Origin of the sequence: Kitasatospora paranensis (genome assembly GCF_039544005.1) — a bacterium.
Lineage (GTDB): Bacteria > Actinomycetota > Actinomycetes > Streptomycetales > Streptomycetaceae > Kitasatospora > Kitasatospora paranensis.
Genome location: NZ_BAABKV010000001.1, coordinates 8,243,706 through 8,258,423, shown reverse-complemented (window position 1 = coordinate 8,258,423; position 14,718 = coordinate 8,243,706). Strand labels below are relative to the sequence as shown.

The 14,718-nt window shown below is 73.1% G+C and carries 12 protein-coding genes and 3 pseudogenes; 7 read left to right on the top strand and 8 right to left on the bottom strand.

What is annotated here, in order from left to right:
- Positions 1-551 precede the first annotated feature (551 nt).
- The 4 genes and pseudogenes from ABEB13_RS39320 (at position 552) to ABEB13_RS39310 (ending at position 3,205) form a co-directional block, all read left to right on the top strand.
- Positions 552-1,055 (top strand): cupin domain-containing protein, encoded by a 504-nt coding sequence (locus tag ABEB13_RS39320; protein WP_345709390.1) that lies wholly within the window; start codon positions 552-554, stop codon positions 1,053-1,055.
- A 145-nt stretch (positions 1,056-1,200) separates the two neighbouring features.
- Positions 1,201-1,640: pseudogene (locus ABEB13_RS39315) on the top strand (hypothetical protein).
- 211 nt (positions 1,641-1,851) lie between these two features.
- Positions 1,852-2,813 (top strand): annotated as a pseudogene (locus tag ABEB13_RS41020) (LodA/GoxA family CTQ-dependent oxidase).
- Positions 2,810-3,205, top strand: a complete 396-nt coding sequence (locus tag ABEB13_RS39310) for a nuclear transport factor 2 family protein (RefSeq protein ID WP_345709389.1) — start codon at positions 2,810-2,812, stop codon at positions 3,203-3,205. The pseudogene ABEB13_RS41020 and the gene ABEB13_RS39310 overlap by 4 nt, the downstream one beginning before the upstream one ends.
- Positions 3,206-3,310: 105 nt before the next feature.
- Here ABEB13_RS39310 and ABEB13_RS39305 read toward each other — a convergent pair whose 3' ends face one another.
- Positions 3,311-3,688: a carboxymuconolactone decarboxylase family protein gene (locus ABEB13_RS39305; RefSeq protein WP_345709388.1), complete on the bottom strand. Its 378-nt coding sequence runs from the start codon at positions 3,686-3,688 to the stop codon at positions 3,311-3,313.
- Positions 3,689-3,821: 133 nt separating this feature from the next.
- Here ABEB13_RS39305 and ABEB13_RS39300 point away from each other — a divergent pair, with 133 nt between their 5' ends.
- The gene (locus ABEB13_RS39300; protein WP_345709387.1) at positions 3,822-4,703 is read left to right on the top strand and encodes a LysR family transcriptional regulator; all 882 of its coding nucleotides are present in this window, start codon (positions 3,822-3,824) and stop codon (positions 4,701-4,703) included.
- A 67-nt stretch (positions 4,704-4,770) separates the two neighbouring features.
- Here the strand turns inward: ABEB13_RS39300 and ABEB13_RS39295 are convergent, their stop codons facing one another.
- From ABEB13_RS39295 to ABEB13_RS39275, 6 genes are all read right to left on the bottom strand, one after another.
- Entirely contained in the window at positions 4,771-5,154 is a 384-nt protein-coding gene (locus ABEB13_RS39295; RefSeq protein ID WP_345709386.1) for a hypothetical protein, read from the bottom strand.
- A gap of 137 nt (positions 5,155-5,291) precedes the next feature.
- Complete coding sequence (locus ABEB13_RS39290) at positions 5,292-10,013, bottom strand: tetratricopeptide repeat protein (protein WP_345709385.1); 4,722 nt, start codon at positions 10,011-10,013, stop codon at positions 5,292-5,294.
- A 51-nt stretch (positions 10,014-10,064) separates the two neighbouring features.
- Positions 10,065-10,430 carry a trypco2 family protein gene (locus ABEB13_RS39285; RefSeq protein ID WP_345709384.1) on the bottom strand — a complete coding sequence of 122 codons (366 nt, stop codon included), beginning with the start codon at positions 10,428-10,430 and terminating at the stop codon, positions 10,065-10,067.
- Between the two features lie 195 nt (positions 10,431-10,625).
- A complete protein-coding gene (locus ABEB13_RS39280; protein WP_345709383.1) occupies positions 10,626-11,111 on the bottom strand; it encodes a hypothetical protein in 486 nt (161 codons plus the stop codon).
- Between the two features lie 212 nt (positions 11,112-11,323).
- On the bottom strand, positions 11,324-11,497 hold the full coding sequence (locus tag ABEB13_RS41015; protein ID WP_425559984.1) for an Imm21 family immunity protein: 174 nt from the start codon (positions 11,495-11,497) through the stop codon (positions 11,324-11,326).
- A 123-nt stretch (positions 11,498-11,620) separates the two neighbouring features.
- Positions 11,621-12,268 carry a glyoxalase gene (locus ABEB13_RS39275; RefSeq protein ID WP_345704952.1) on the bottom strand — a complete coding sequence of 216 codons (648 nt, stop codon included), beginning with the start codon at positions 12,266-12,268 and terminating at the stop codon, positions 11,621-11,623.
- A gap of 178 nt (positions 12,269-12,446) precedes the next feature.
- On the opposite strand from ABEB13_RS39275, the gene ABEB13_RS39270 reads away from it, so the two are divergent.
- Both ABEB13_RS39270 and ABEB13_RS39265 read left to right on the top strand, forming a co-directional pair.
- Positions 12,447-12,710, top strand: coding sequence for a hypothetical protein (locus ABEB13_RS39270; RefSeq protein ID WP_345709382.1), 264 nt, complete (start codon positions 12,447-12,449; stop codon positions 12,708-12,710).
- Positions 12,707-13,072: a hypothetical protein gene (locus tag ABEB13_RS39265; RefSeq protein ID WP_345709381.1), complete on the top strand. Its 366-nt coding sequence runs from the start codon at positions 12,707-12,709 to the stop codon at positions 13,070-13,072. The genes ABEB13_RS39270 and ABEB13_RS39265 overlap by 4 nt, the downstream gene beginning before the upstream one ends.
- 141 nt (positions 13,073-13,213) lie before the next feature.
- On the opposite strand, the pseudogene ABEB13_RS39260 reads toward ABEB13_RS39265, so the two are convergent.
- A pseudogene (locus ABEB13_RS39260) lies at positions 13,214-14,442 on the bottom strand (serine hydrolase domain-containing protein).
- Between the last annotated feature and the right edge of the window lie 276 nt (positions 14,443-14,718).

Genomic DNA, 14,718 nt, shown 5'->3' with positions numbered 1-14,718 from the left:
GCCGCGGCCTCACTCCTCGTCCTCACCGGTCTGGGCGGCAGCGCCGCCCTCGACGACGGCCCCGCAACAGGTCACCGTCCGGCCGCCCTGCCCACCACGACGCCGACCGCGGCGCCGTCGAACGCCACACCGACCCCGGGCCGTCAGCTGCCGGCCCTCGCGGTACCCGTCATCCCTCCGCCCACGCCCGCCGACGGGCCGCAGGCCCGCGGTCCTGCGGCCACTGCACCCGCCACGAAGCAGCCCGCCGGTGACGGGGAGCAGGGACAGATTCGAAAGGGCGGCCGGCACGGGAAGAAGCCGAAGTAGCGCACCGGAAGCAACCGCCGAGCGCCCACCGGGACGACGACCCGCCCCCGTCGTCGTCAGGCCATGCCGAACTCGGACGAGCCCGGCAGCCAGCCGCCGAGGTCGGCGAGGTCCGCTCCCCATCGGCCCGGTCATCGCCCCTGTCGAAGGTCTCGGCCTCCGCAGCGGGACCGGCCGCGCCGTCCCGTGTCGGCGCCGCCCGGCGCGCCACAATCGGAGCACCGACGACGAAGGAGGCGGACATGCCCACGGCGCAGCAGTGGATCGACCTGTTGGGTCTGGAACCGCACGTGGAAGGCGGCTACTTCCGGCGGACCTTCCAGGCGGACCACCGTCCCCGGGTCCGGACGCCGGTGGGGCAGCGCTACACACTGACGTCCATCCACTACCTGCTGACCCGGTGGTCGCCGATCGGGCACTGGCACCTCAACCGGTCCGACATCCTGCACTTCCACCACCACGGCGACCCGATCACCTACCACCTGATCCACCCGGACGGCCGGTACGAGGCCGCGGTCCTCGGCCAGGCGCCGGAGCGGGGTCAGGTGCTCGTGCTCGCCGTACCCGGAGGCGTCTGGAAGGCCTCACACCTGACGGCCGGTGACCACGGGCTCATCAGCGAGGCGGTCGCGCCCGGCTTCGACTACGCCGACATGACGCTCGGCCGGGTCGACGACCTGCTGGCGCGCTTCCCGGAGCACGGGGAGCTCGTCCGCCGCTACTGCCGTCCGGCCGAACCGTCCTGAGGGACCAGCCTCGCACCGTCGCCGTCCGGTCCGGCCGTTCCGCGGCAGCGTTGTCCCCCGATCCCGGAGGATCACGGACCACCGCTCACCCGGTTGCCGAGGACCTGGTGCGCACGGTGACGGCCGGGCAGGCTAGTTTGACCGGGTGAGTCTCCTCGATGATGTGGCTGAGCGCGACGGCTGGCGATGCTGGGTGTGCGACGAACCGGTCGACCCCGACAAGTCGGTGAACGACCCGCGGGGGCCGAGTGTCGACAGCCGGACGGCGGACCGGAAGGCCAAGGTCGCCGAGCGGCTCGCGCACCGTGCCTGCAACACCCGCAAGGGCGCGGTCAAGGTGGTCATCGCCTGGCCGGAGCGCCTGTACGTGGTCGAGCCCGCGCCGCTGATCACCGTGGCCGCGAGACTGGAGCGCAAGGGGGCCGCGAGATGGTGGGCCGTTGTCCGACCAGGCAGGACGCCCAGGAGACGGCGGATTGGCTGGTGGACCGGTTCTCCCGACTGGTGCCGGGGCTGCCGGTGACCGCCGACATCGAGGCGGGCGGCGGCCAGTTCCTCGTCATCCTGGCCACCGGCCGCCGCTGACCGCGGATCACCTGCGCACCTTGCCGTCGAGCCGCATCGACCGGGCCGGTGCCGGGGATCGTCGGCAGTCGGCAGCCGGAATTCAGGCGTGCCTCCGGGGGCGCTGCGGTCCACGTGACCGCGACCGCGGGCCGCACCGGCGGCCGTCCACGGCGGCGGGTTGCCGCGGGGACGGCTCCGACGTCCGGCGCGCCCGGCCGCACGCGGCCGGGTGGGCGCGCACGAAGCGTTCCGGGCCACTGCCCTGCCGGGGCCGCCACGGGCGGCCGTATGGGGTTGGAGGGTGCGGGCGGCGGTGAGGCAGCGCTGCCGGTCGGCAGCGCAGGGGCCCAGACCATCGGAGGGCGTCGAGTGGGACGCCCGGCGGGCGCGATCAAACGCGAGGCGGCGCGGTTTCGAAAGCCGTCCGCGCTGCGCAACGCGGATCACCGGGGAGGGCCGCCAGGATCTGGTCATCGATGCGGGCCCGATCGCGATCACCGGGCGCAGCACGGCCGGCCCGGACTACCAGTTCCGCAATGGCACGTTCATGAGCACGGAGGTCCATCTCGGCGAACTGCGCACCGACGAGGACGGGCGCCTGCTGGTCCTCGGCGGTTTCGGCGCGCCGCCTCCTGGGACTACCGGCCGATCAGCACCTTCGCCAACAATGACGGTTGGCACGACGACACCGGCGACGGTCCGGTCACCGCAACCGTCACCCTCGACGGTCGCGGGATTCCGGTCGACCCCGCTTGGGTGGTGGTCGCCCCGCCGTACTACGCACCGGCGATCAAGAGTCGGTCTGAACGACGGCGGCCCCACCCGGTCGTACCCGGTGGGGCCGCCCATGCATACGGAGCGTGGCGAGAGCGGCGGCGAGGTGGAGGTGGACGTCCACGACGTTGCCGTTCTTCCCCGTGCAGCGTCGGAGCCTGCCGTAGTCGTTCATCCACGAGTACATGCGCTCGGGACGGTGGAGCGCCGGGCAGGCTTGCGAAAGGACGTGCCGCAGACCCGCGGAGCCCTCTCCTTCGGATCGCCCTCCTCGGTCATCGGCCGGTCCGGGCCAGTACGCAGCCGCGCTCGGGGGCCACGACCGGCCCGGCCCCGGGCATCGCCGAGTCGTCGTGCCACCGAGGCAGTGACAGGCTGGAAGCATGGCGTCGAGGCCAGAGAGGTGATCCATCATGACCGAGCACCCACACATCGCGCTGGTACGCAAGGGATACGAAGCGTTCTCCCGCGGGGACATGACCACCCTGTCCGAGATCCTCGCCAAGGACGTGACCCATCACGTTCCCGGCGACCACCCCCTCTCCGGCGATTACAAGGGGCTGAACGAGGTCCTGGAGTACTACCGGAAGCTCGCCACCGAGAGTGCCGGCTCCTTCAGGGTCGAGCTGCAGAACCTCTTCGTCGACGGCCGGGGCCACGTCATGTCGGTGCACCGCGCCACCGCCGAACGAGGCGGCAAGCAGCTGGACGCCGACGGCGGGATCATGTTCAGGATCGTCGGCGAGAAGGTCACCGACCTGGACGAATGCGTCACGGACCTGGAGACCGGCAACGCATTCTGGAGCTGACGCACACCGGCTCCGGGTGGTAGCCCTGGCCGCGGAACTCGCCGTGGCCGCCGCCCGCACACCCCGGCATCCCTTCGCGGGGCCAGGGCCCGGGGCGGCGCCCGCTCAGCCGTGCAGGGGCGTCCCGGCGTGGTCGTGCGCGCCCGGCGCTTCGGCCCGGCCGTGCTGCTCGTAGAGGCGGTCGGCGAGCAGGGCGTGCGCGAGCGTGCCGCCCGCCCGGACCGAGGCGGCCACGAACGCGGTCTCGGCGAGTTCCTCGGCGCTCACCCCGTGTCGGCGGGCGGCCGCGGTGTGCACGTCCAGGCAGTACGAGCACTGGGTGACGAGGGCGACGGCCACCGAGATCAGTTCGCGGTAGTGCCGCGGCACCGCGCCGTCCTCCCGGTCGACCGCCTCCTGGAAGGCGAGCCAGGCGGCGAACTCCGCCGGGGCGGCGCGGCCCACCGAGCGGGCGCGGTGCAGGTCATCGGGGTGCTCGTACACGGTTGGACTCCTCGTTCGACGGTGGCCGCGGACGCTGCTGTCCGGCGCCCGACACCACCCCAGCGCACGCGGGCGGGGCCCGTCCAAGACCGGTTTCGAAGGTCCGGTTCCGTTCTCGGTATCGTGGCCGGTCATGGACCTGCGAGCGTTGCGCTGTTTCGTCGCGGTGGCCGAGGAGGGCCACTTCGGCCGTGCCGCGGCCCGGCTGCACCTCGCCCAGCCTCCGCTCAGCCGCCGGATCCGGGATCTGGAGGCGGATCTCGGCTGCCGGCTGTTCGACCGGATCCCGACCGGCGCGCGGCTCACCCCGGCCGGTGAAGTACTACTGGCGGAGGCCCACGACCTCCTGGAGCGGGCCGAACGCGCCCGGGAGCGGGTACGCGGCGTCGGGGCCGACCGGGTGCTCGTCATCGGCGTCGTCGCCGGTGCGGGCCTGGACGCCGGCCCGGCGGCCCTGGCCGCACTGCGGCGCAGCCACCCCGGTCTGCGGGTACGGCTGCGGGAGGCCCCGGTCACCGACCCGAGTGCCGGGCTGCGGGAGCGACGGGTGGACCTGGCCCTGACCCGACTCCCGTTCGACACCGCCGGTCTGACCGTCCGCCCGCTCGCGGCGGAGCCCGTCGTGGCAACCGTGCCGGCCGACGATCCGCTCGCGCGCCGCGACCGGATCCACCTGACGGAGCTGGCTGGCCGGCCGCGGTTCCGGCTGCCGGCCAGGACGGACGCCCAGTGGCGCGCCTACTGGCTCGCCGCCGAGGACGACGCACCCGGCCCGGTGGTGGCATCGGTCGAGGAATGCCTGCACAGCGTGCTGTGGGAGAACGCGGTGGGTCTGCTGCCGGCCGGAGCCGCCGTCCGGCACGTACGCGAAGGCATCGCCTTCGTCCCGGTCGACGGCCACCCGCCCAGCCGGATCGTCGCCGCCCGCCCCACGGAGTGCACCGACCCGCTGGTCGACGCCCTCGTCCAGGCCCTCACCACCGCTTTCCGGCCCACGACGGCACCACAGCACTGACAACGGCGCCCGACGGCCGATCCGGAGCCTCCACGAGGCCGTCGGCGGTGGCGGTGGGCCCTGGGCATCAGCGGTAGTGGGCGAACACCCGGTTCTTCTCCGTCTCCCAGGTCCAGCCCGGTTCGTCCCCGCGCCGGAACGGCGTCGTCCCGGCGAGTACCTCGAACTGGCCGGACGGCCGCTTGGTCCGCTTGTTCACCACGATGGCGGTCAGCATCACCGGGGCGCCTCGGTCGGCCTCGACCCGGCACACGGCCTCCAGGAGGTTGCTCATCAGCGTGCCCCGGGGCGGGACCGAGAAGCCTGCCTCCCTCAGCGCCTCGCTCAGCGTGCCGTAGTAGTCGGTCCTGCCGTCGGCCGCCCAGCCCTTGATGATCTCGACCATGCTGTCCCGGGCCGCGAGCCAGGCATCGGATCCGTGCTTCAGTCGGGGGAACTGAGTGTCCGTCATCTGAATATGGCAGCACAGGAGTGGCACGCGGGGGGAAGTGCGGCGGCCGGGCGGCGGGCGGCCCACGGGCGGGGAGCGCTGCACCGAGGGCCGGTCCTGAATTCGGCAGGCGCGCCCCGGTCACCGGTGCTCGGCGGTCAGCCGGGCAGGCGCTTGCGGATCGCGGCGATCCTGGCGGTGTACTGCTCCACCAAGCGGGGCTGTTCCTCCCGTACGAGTCCCAGGAGTTCGGTCAGATCGTCCAGTGCGGCCGCCGCAGCCGCCGGCTGCCCGCCCGCGCGCGCCCGGACATCCGCGGAGGCGCAGAGTGCCTCGGCGAGCCCGTACAGGTTGACGTGCCGGTCGGTACCGGCGGACTCCCGGGCCAGCAGCAGGGCCTCCTCGACGAGCGGGAGGCCCTGCTCGGCGCGGCCGGCCTCGGCGAGACGCATGCCGTGCTGAGCCGCCGCGCGGGACAGGCCGGACCGCCCGCGCACCGGGTCCGCCGTCCAGAGCCGCCGACAGATGGCCAGCGCTTCGGCGGTCGCCTCCAACGCCCGTTGCGGATCGGCCGGTTCGAGTGCCAGCGCTGCGCCCAGAGCGCCCAGGCAGCTGGCCATGAGGATCTCGTTCCGGGGCTCCGGAGCCTCCGCGTAGGGCCGGCACAGCGCGACCGCCCGCCGGAGGCAGGCCAGCGCCTCGTCGCGCTGCTCCTCGTCGACCAGCATGGACCCGGTCGTGAGCAGGACCCCTGTGAGGGCGGGTGTCTGGTCCGGAGCGGCCTCGGCGAGCTCTTCGGCGGCGAGCAGGGACTCCCGGGCGAACGAGAGTGCCTCGTCCCTGCGCCCGACGGCGTACAGGAGCTGGCCCCGCAGACGGTGGGCCTGAACGAGCGTCACCCGGTGGGCGGCCACCTCCTCGGCCGAGAGCTTCCGCTCCTCCTGCCGCACCAGGTCGAGGGTCGCCAGTGCCTCGGACGCCCTCGCGCGCGCCGTCAAGACCTCGGCCAGCCCGGCCAACTGCATGACGAGCCGGACCCGCTCGGCGGTTCCGTCCCGCTCGGCAAGCCTGCCCCGGACCTCGACCGCCCGGCGGGCCACTTCCTCGGCCTCTTCGAAGCGGTCCACCAAATAGAGCAGGGTCTGGGCGGTCCCGAGTTTGTCGGCGAGGGCACCGTCGTACCGCAGCGGATCGTCCACTGCGAGCCGCCCCAGGGTCTCGGCCTGCTCCACCAGCGCGTCGGCGGCATCGCCGGACCGGCCGGCCCTGAAGGCGACCGCGGCGAAGAACCCGAGCTGCTGGACCAGTTCGGCCGGCCCGGACCCGGAGGGCCGGGCGGCCTCCCGCCTCGCGACCTCCACCGCCCGCCGCACCGTCTCGACGGCCTCGTCCCAGCGCCCCGTCGCCTGGAGGCACATGGTGCGCCCGACCATCAGCTTCAGCGTGACCGGGCGCATGGCGTCCGCCCGGGGGCCGTCCGGGTCGGCATAGGTGCTGAGCGCCTCGTCGATGAGGTCCATGGCCTCGTCAATACGGTCCGCGGCCTGGAGGTGGAGGCGCAGATTGTGCAGGGCGGACGAAAAGTGCCTGGCGATCGGGGCCGGATTCGACTCGGCGAGCCGCCGGAAGATCGTCACAGCATCGAAGGAGCGCTCGATCGCCTCGTCCCTGCGTCCCAGCGCGGTGAGGCAGCCCGCCACGGTGGCCAGGCTCATGGCGCGGTCCGCCGCGAACACCCCGGGGAGCTCCTCGTCGAGGTCGGTGTAGATGCGGCAGGCCTCCTCGGCCGCGGCCAGCGCGCCGTCGTCGTCGATGTCACCCTGCTGGTTCGCCAGCGTGTTGAGCGCCATCGCCAGTTCGGCCCGGCTGCCGTCCGCACGCGACGCGGCCACCTCGCGGTACAGCATCACCGACCGCTCGGCCGTCGCGACCGCCTCGACGGCGTGACCCTCCGTTCCGAGGTCGCTCGCCAGTGAGTTGAGCGCCAGGGCCAGACTGTGCCGGTGGGCGTCGGGTCGTTCCCGGTAGAGGTCCTCGCGGAGCGCCACGCACCGACGCGCCAGCTCCAGACTCCTGTCGTGGTCCCCGAGGTCGCCGTAGCAGCTGGACAGGGTGCCCAGCACCAGGGCCAGGTCCGGCAAGTAGGCGTCCGGGTACTGTTCGGCGATCGGTTCGCACAGCGCCACCGCTTCGGCAGCCGCCTCGAACGCCGCCCGGTAGTCGCCCGCCTCGGTGTGACGGATGGAGAGGTTGTTGAGCTGCGAGACGAGTCCGATCGCCGCCTCGGGCCCGCCGTCCGGCAGCAGCTTCCGCTGGGCCTCGACCGCCTCGACCACGGTGCGGAGCGCATCCTCGTGGTGGCCGAGCTGGCTCTGCACGGCCGAGAGGCTGCTCAGCGCACGCACCAGGTGACCGTCGGCCTCCTCGGGGACGGGCTCGGTTCCGACGACAACGCGATACTGCTCCACCGCCCGCTCGGCCGGTTCGAGGGCCTCACTGCGCCTGCCCAGCGTGACCAGGCACACGGAGCGGTTGTTCAGCGCGGCGGCCAGGTGGAACCGGACGGCCGCCGGCTCGCTGTCCAGCAGGGGCCTCAGCAATTCCACCGCCTGTTCTGCGGCCGTGAGGGCGTCGGCCGGCCGGCCGACGTCCGAGAGCCGCTTGCCCAGGCGGCGGTACTCGACCCCGAGGTCGATCCGCCCCTGGACGGTGTCCGTTCCGCCGTCCCGTCGGAGTTCGACCAGCCGCTCCGTCAGCCGCAGCGCCCAGTCGGCCAGAACGCGCGACGCCCTCGGCAACCGCTCGGCCAGGTCCGACAGCTCGGCGAGCGTCGTCGCCGGGTCCTCGACACGTGTCCACAGTGCGTCGACCAACGGCTGCGGCCGCTCCACCTGGGTGGCGACCTCGATGGTGGCCGTCCCGAGCCGGCCGGCGTGACGGGTGCACAGATCGGTGATCAGGTCGTCGAGCGTGCCGAGCAGCGGCGGATGGGCGGCCGCCCGGGCAAGGACCGTGAGCGCCCGGACCGACATCCGCCCGGACTCCGCCTCGGCCAGCAGGCTGTCCACGAATTCGGGATCGGTCGTGACGTGCCGCCCGACGAAGCGCTCGGCCAGCCGGTCCGGCTGCAGCACCTCCCACGGCTCCGTGAACGCCACCGGGTAGACGGTGTTCACCCAGTCCCGGACGGGCCGCATCTCGTGGGCACGCAACTCTGCCAGGACCGGGGCCCGGCGCAGCAGCGCGTCCCGCGCCTGCCCGCCGAGCGGCGTCCCTCCGAGGAGGGCGACGGTGGCGAGCGCGTCGGCGGGCGCGCTGCTGGCACCGAGCTGGAACGGAAGGGGCCGCTCCTGTTCGACCTGGGACCAGTAGAGCCGTTCGTGGTCCAGGATGCGGTCCTCCGCGTCCTTCTCCTCCGCGTCCTTCTCCGCCGGGTCCTTCTCCGCCGGGTCGGCACCCGTCTCGGCGCGGTCCGAGGCGCCGGGGGCGGAGTCCAGGAGGTCGGCCAGTGCCGTCATGTGCAGTGTCAGCACGTTGCCGGACGTCAATGTCCGCGGTGAGGGCACGGGAAGGGCGTTCGCACGAGCCGACCAGGTCTCCTCAGCCGGCGTTCGCTCCGGGTCGACCAGGCGCCCGGCGAAGGCGGTCAGTGCCTGCCGGTAGAGGAGTTCGCGCGTCGCCCGGTCGGTTGCGAGCACCGGGAGTTCGTCGACCCGCGCCCGGCGCAGCGCGGCGCCGTCACGCGCGTCCTTCGCACTGCCCCACCAGCCGCCCGCCGTACGGGCGAGGAGCAGCACCTTGAGGGGCACGTGGCCGCGGTGGAGCCGCCCGGCCTCCAGCAGGCCCGACAGTTGGTCCCGCCTCGCTTCGGCGTAGTCGAGGACCACCAGCATGGGCTTCACCGCGTGCTGCAGCTCGGACGACAGCTCTTCCGAGCGGGCGGCCGGACTCGGCCACAGGACCCTCCAGTGCGGGTCGTCCTCCGGCAGGAGTTCCGCCAGGCGGGCCGCCAGGCGGGTCTTGCCCTGGCCGCCCGGCCCGTGGATCAGACGGACGCCGAAGCCCGGGGGTTCGCACCACCGACGGAGGTGTTCGAGGATCTCCGCACGGCCGTGGAAGCCCACGGCCTCCCGGCTGGTCCGCAGCAGGCCGGCGGGCGGCAGCGGCCCGATCGACGGTCCGGGGGTGTCGGTGCGCCGCAGCAGCCGGTCGAACTCGGCGTCGCCGAGGACGGAGGAGTCGGCCCCGTGGTCCTCCAGGGCCTGAAGGAAGGTCGTGTCCGCGTGCAGCACGTAGGCCGGGACGATCTCCAGCAGGCCGTGGCCGAACTCGGGGGCCTCCGCCTTGACGACGCCGACGAGCAGTCCGCCGCTCGTCACGGCCGCGCCGGACAGTCCGGCCCACGGCAGTTCGCCGTCGCCGCCGGGGAGCGGCGGATGATCGGAGAGGGCGAGGAAGTAGCGGTTCCCGACGTAGCCGGTACCCGGGTTGACGGTGCCCACCAGGTGCATGGTCTCGGCGGGGACGCGCCGTTGCTGCGGCCGTCCCGGGATCTGGATGGCGCGCGGGACACCCCAGGTCTCGCACCGTTGCCCGGGGCGCATCGTCGCCATCCGCCCCCACGACTCGGCCCGGCCTGCGGGCTCCTGCCACGCGGGGTCCTCGATGTGCAGCAGTGCCGCGTCGTCACGGCCCTCGGGCCTGCCGCGCCACACCACGCGCGCGTCGTGGTGCGGTTGCCGGCCGGGCCGCCAGACCCGCACGGTCTGTCCCACCGGGCCGACGCCGTGGGCGGAGGCCAGCACGAGGCGCGGACCGATCGCGTATCCGCTGCTCCTGCTGGTCCCGTTCTGCACGGCGACCAGACGCGACTCGTCCATCGGTTGCCCCTCGTGTGGTGGTCGTGCAACGGCGGACGCGCGAGGATCCGGTCAGTGCGGCAGGCGGTCGGTGACGTCCTCGACGTCGTCGCCGTCCACGTGGTCGTCGATGGTCCAGCTCGTCCGCGGTGCGACGCCGTCGGCAGCCGGGCCGGGGCCGGCGGGCCCACCGGCGCGCGGGGTCAGCGTGAACGCCACGCGGTGGGTGCGGCCGCGGGCGACGCCGGCCTCGGTCTCCGCGGAGACGACCCAGGCTTTGAACTTGCCGCCCGCCTTCGCCTCGGCGCGCAGCTCGATCTCGAATTCCATCTCGATCGGGCCGACCTCAAAGGAGAGCGACTGTCCTGCTCCCCGGGCGGCCGCCTCCAGCAGTTCCTTGCGCACGGCGTCGACGGCATCCGCCAGACCGATCTCCATACCCCACCCCCACAGGCCCGCGGGCGAACCCCACGCCCGTTCGACTGGCCGTCAGGCTAGCGGGCCCGCCGCGGATGCAGGTGGCACTTGGCGGAGTTGACGGCACCTGTGCCAGTCCGGCGCGATCCCCTCGCAGCGCCCACGTGGTGCTCCCCTGGTCCCACGGGGAGCACCACGGCGTGTCGAACCGGCCCGTCAGCAGTGGGTGCCCTGGGCGTTCCCGGCCATGCCGTACGTTCCGTCGGGGGCGAAGGCGAGGCCGTAGTAGCTGATGCAGTGCCCCTTGCCGTACACCCGCACCGGGCCGGCGTAGTACGTGTAGAGCGCCGTCGAGTTCACCGGCGGGTCCCACTGATCGTTGATGACGGTGCAGGTGCCGGGGACGTCCTGCGCGCACTCCTGGAGTTCGATCTCGGTGTCGGTCGGGACGCCGTAGCCACTCCCCGTCTTCACGTTGACGGCGCAGTTGTAGCCGGTTGACGCGTCGTAGTAGATGTGGATGTAGCCGTAGATCGGGCTGTTGACGTAGAAGTTGGTCTCCGGGAAGGGTGAGCCGCTGACCTCCGTGCCCGTGCAGCCCCAGCCGCCGGCCGAGGCCGACTGGGTGGTCGCCACGGTTGCCCCGCCGGAGAGGGCGAGGATGAAGGCGCCTGCTGCTGCGAGGCGGCGTGTTCCGCGCATGGGTGTCCCCCGTCTGTCGGCCCGGCATCGCGGTTCGGTGCCGGCCAGTCGATGCTGGCACCGGTCGTCCGATCGGGTGCCCGACGGGAAGCGGAGGGCGACAGTCGGTACGGAGCCCGGCGCGCGGCAGCCCGCTTGTCGGGCGACGCATCGGGCACTCGTCCAGATGTCCGGCTCCGCCGGCTCGGGCCGCCCCTTCCCGACCCGGCGGGTCATGACGACGATCCGGCGATCACGGAGTCGGCGGCGAGCCTGCGTGCGAAGGCTCGCCGTTCAGGGAGGTAGCAGGTGGTGGAGGGTCCCTCGCCCAGCACCAGTGCGGAAACGGTGCCGTGGCCGACCGGGTTGATCGCCTCGGCCGGGCCCTCGACCTCGCAGCCTTCGATGGCTGCGCCGCCGCTGCAGCACGCCCATACGGGCCCGGGAGGCCAATTTGCTCGTCGGACGGTCGGCGGTTCTGAAGGCAGTGGAAGCGTGCCCCGGCCTCGTCCCAGGTGGGCGGCAGGTCGTCAGGGCTGTGCCGGGGCGGGCTCCCAGGCGAAGCCGTCCGGGTCGGTGAAGGTGTCGGCGGTGCCGCCGAGGACGATGCGGTGCGCGCCGGTGCCGTCGGCGGGCACGCCGAGGTCCTTGGCCAGGGCCCGGCGCTTGTAGAGCGCCAGCTTGACGGAGCCGGCCCGCCCGGGGGCGAACTCGGTGTACTTGCTGCCGAAGCTCTTGGCCACGGCCAGGCCCCGGCCGACGTAGAACTGCTTGGTGGCCTTCATGTCCTCGACGCCGAGCAGCAGGACGACGTCGTCGATCTCGCGGGTGGCGGGGCCGGTGTCCTTCTTGGCCGAGGTCGCGATCTTCCAGATCGTGCCGTCCGGGGCCTGGACGACGCCGCCGTAGCCCCACAGCGACTTCGCGGCGGGCTTGAGCACCGTGGCGCCGGCCGCCACGGCCGCGCCGACGAAGCCGTCGACGGTGGCCGGACCGGACACCGTGAGCGCCAGGGTGAACCCGCGGAATCCGGCCGAGGGCGCCTCGGCCGCCCGCAGACGGATCCGGGTGTCCACGCCGAAAGCGCGGTAGAAACGGCCGGCGGCCTCGACATCGGCCACCTCGACGGTGACGGAACCGAGGGACAGGGCGACTGCGGTGGGAGTGGTGTTTGCCATGACCACCACGCTACGAGGCACCCGGCCGCCCACGCTTCTCCATTCCTGACCGGTCCCGAGACGCGCCCTCGAAGCGTGGCGGATCGCCCCCGTCCCGCCCGCACCCCGGGGCACCCGCCCCTGGAAGACGGTGCCGGACCCGGCGCTATCCACTGGTATCGACTGCTAGCATCGAGGTATGGCGAAGCAGACGAACATCCGGCTGGACGACGGGATCCGTGCGGCGGCCGAGGAGCGTGCCAAGCGGCGGGGGCTGAGCCTGCAGGGCTACCTCGCCGATCTGATCGAGCAGGACGTGAACGAGTCCCGGGCCGCGTTCATGGCCGGCGCCCAGGCGTTCATCGCCTCCTACGCCACCGCTTTCGAGGAGGAATTCGGGGAGGACCGCTACCCGGGCCTGCCCGCGGACACCACCCGCAGCGCGTCGCGGGACGCCGCGTGAACCTGAAGATCGACCTCGCGTGGATCCTCGCGGTCGCACAGCAGATCCCCGGGGACCCGCAGGTGGTGGACTACGGGGTGCCGATCGCGGCCGAGGCGCGGCACCGGGCCGAGCTCCTGGACCAGGAGGTGTATCCGCAGGCCCACCACAAGGCGGCGGCGCTGCTGTGCGAGCTCGCGCGCAACCCGAGCCTGGAGGCCCGCAACCTGCTGTACGCGGCTACGGTGACCGCCGCCTACCTGGCCGCCTGCGGGCTTCCCGTGAGTCCGGGCCTCGACGGCGTCCTGTCGCTGGCGCGCGCGGCCCGCGACGGGCTGCCGGTACGCGAGGTCGCCGTACAGCTCAAGGCCTGGACGGCCTGACGGCCCGATCCTGTCGACCTTCGGCATCGCCGTCCGACCGGTGGGAGGGACGGATCCGACGAACGACGGATCGGGCGCGCCGACCGGACACCGGGCCGGTGTCGGCCGGTGCCAGCCGGTGTCGGCCGGTGCCAGCCGGTGTCAGTCGTCGAGGGCCTGGTAGACGGTGGTCCAGAAGTCGTGGATGAGGCGGGCCGCGTCGGGGACGGACATGCCGACCTGGGTGAGCAGGATCCCGGTGACCCCGTGCTGCGGGTCGGCGTAGGTGGAGGTGCCGCTGCCGCCGTCCCAGCCGAACTGGCCGACGGGCGCATAGTCGCCGCGATAGGTGCGCACCGCCATCCCGAGCCCCCAACCGCCGTGCTGGCCCTGGCCGTACGAGACGTGGACGTTGTCGCGGGCCATGACGGTGCGGGCGGCGTTCTGTTCGGCGGTGAGGCGGTTGGTGGTCATCAGCTCGACGGCGGGCCGGGACAGGATCCGCCCGCCCTCGTGGCGGCCGCCGTTCAGCAGCATCCGGAAGTAGGCGTGGTAGTCGTCCACGGTGGAGACCAGCCCGCCACCGCCGCCGGGGAACGCCGGGGCTTGCTCCACCGCCCGTCCGCCGCCTCGTCCCACACGTGGAACTCTCCGGTCTGCGGGTCGGGGGCGTAGAGGGTCGGCATCCGATCGGCCTTGTCGGCGGGTATGTGGAAGCCGGTGTCCGCCATCCCCAGGGGTTCGAGGACGCGTTCCTGCAGGAAGGACTCGAAGGACCGGCCGGTGACCCTGGCGACGAGGACGCCGAGGAGGTCGCTGGCGATGTGGTACTGCCAGCGCTCACCGGGCTGGTGCATCAGCGGGAGCTCGCCGAGGCGGCGCATCCACTCGTCCGGCTCGGGCATCGGGGTCGGCAGGTCGGGTGTGAGCCCCCGTTCGAAGACCGCGCCCATGATCGGGGTCCCCAGCACGGTCATGTCCATACCCAGACCGAACGTCGACGTCAGCACGTCCCGCACGGTGACGGGCCGCCCGGCGGGCACGGTGTCGTCCAGCGGGCCGTCGATCTGCTTCAGCACCCGGCGGTCGGCGAGCTCCGGCAGCCAGGGCTCGACCAGGTCGTCCAGGCGCAGCCGGCACTCGTCCAGCAGGACCGCCGCCGCGGCCATGGTGACCGGCTTGGACGTGGAGGCCATCCGGAAGATGGTGTCCCGGCGCATGGGCGCGCCACCGCCGTGGTTCATCGTCCCGAGCGCCTCGACGTGCGTCTCGTCCCCGCGGCCGACCAGGGCGACGAGTCCGGGGATCCTCCCCGAGTCGACGTGCCGCTCCAGCACGTCGCGGATCCTGCGCAGCCCTGCCGCGGAGAAGCCGCCGTTGCGCTGTCCCATCATGGATCTCCTTGCCTTCGACGTTCGATCCGAGCGCCGCATCCTGGGACGTGCGGGTCGTGCGGGTCGTGCAGTGTGCACGCCACGCGGCCGCCTGCGCGGGACCGACGGGCTCCACGCCGCGATCGGGGCGGCGGGCCCGGTCGCCGCCCCTCGGGCGCCGATCTCCAGCCTGACGCGTCGTCATGGTGCGGACAACGGCGAAGTCGGCAAGGCCGCGTTGTCCGACAGGTCATCGATGCGCGTTGTGTCAACGCAGTACTGACCGCTAGGTTC